The 1069-nt window shown below is 52.9% G+C and carries 1 protein-coding gene and 1 pseudogene; both read left to right on the forward strand.

Annotated features, from left to right (window positions below; genetic code table 11):
* Positions 1-387 (forward strand): FimD/PapC C-terminal domain-containing protein (locus EC840_RS25190; RefSeq protein ID WP_165929060.1); only part of this gene is annotated, 387 nt, incomplete at its 5' end.
* A gap of 13 nt (positions 388-400) precedes the next feature.
* Positions 401-1069, forward strand: a pseudogene (locus EC840_RS25195) (fimbrial protein); the annotation flags it as partial.

Here is a 1069-nt window from a genome sequence, read left to right on the forward strand (position 1 = left end):
GTGCCTTATCTGACGCCCTATCAGAGAAATTCGGTGAGGCTCAATACCGCTTCGCTGGGCGATCGCGTGGACGTTGTCACGGATACGCGTTTCGTGACCCCGGGACAGGGGGCGCTCGTGCTGGCGGATTTTCCGACCCGGTACGGGCAGAAAATTATGCTGACGCTGGCGTCTTCCCTTTCAATTCCATTGGGTGCGTCAGCAGAAGTTGTCAACGGCCATCAGACCTCGTCGGGAATGGTTGATGACAGGCATCAGGTTTATCTGAGCGGCGTGCCCGAGAAGGGAACCGTGCGCGTCACGTGGCGGGGCGGAAGCTGTAACGCGAAGTACGCGACCGATGCGCAACGAACGGATGTGCAGCTTATCCATTCGCGCTGCCAGTAAGAGGATTGAGGGGATGAAAAAAAGACTTTTGGTCGGCATAGGTGGCGTTCTTTTCTGGATGATATCGCCTCAGGTTCAGGCTTATGATTGTAAGGTATTGGCCGCCGCGCCTTTGAACCCCCCTGACCTGATAGTGCAAAGGGACCTGCCGGTAGGCTCTCCTATAGGTAGTGAAGTGGTCTCCGGGGTGATGCCGGTTTTCAGCTGCACGAATGAGGCTCCTGCACTGACTAAACAGGAATTTGGGGTAAAGTCTTGGGGTGCTTATGAAAAGATGCTGGGTGGGAGACGCATTTACAGTAGCGGTGTTGCGGGCATAGGTTACGCCGTGGGCGCCACCTCGGTGAGTAGCTGCAACGCTACCGGATATGTTGATGGAAGTAATACCGGTGATACTAACTTAAATAACCGTATTCTCTGCGTAACCAATGGATTGCTCCCTAATCAGCCAGTGACCGCAAAAGCACATATCCAGTTTTACAAAACGGCGAAAACGACGGGAAGCGGAAGCATCTCTTTAGGAAGTCCAGTTTCGTTCATACTCCGCAACCAGGGAATCGATTGGACCGCAGAATCATTAGTTAACATCGCATCATTTAATGTCAAGAGTGTGGCATGCAGTGTGAAAAATACCGCGATAGCCGTCCCAATGGGAGCGATAGTAAAACGGGCATTCAAAGGC

Source organism: Rahnella sp. JUb53 (assembly GCF_004346065.1).
GTDB classification, from domain to species: domain Bacteria; phylum Pseudomonadota; class Gammaproteobacteria; order Enterobacterales; family Enterobacteriaceae; genus Rahnella; species Rahnella variigena.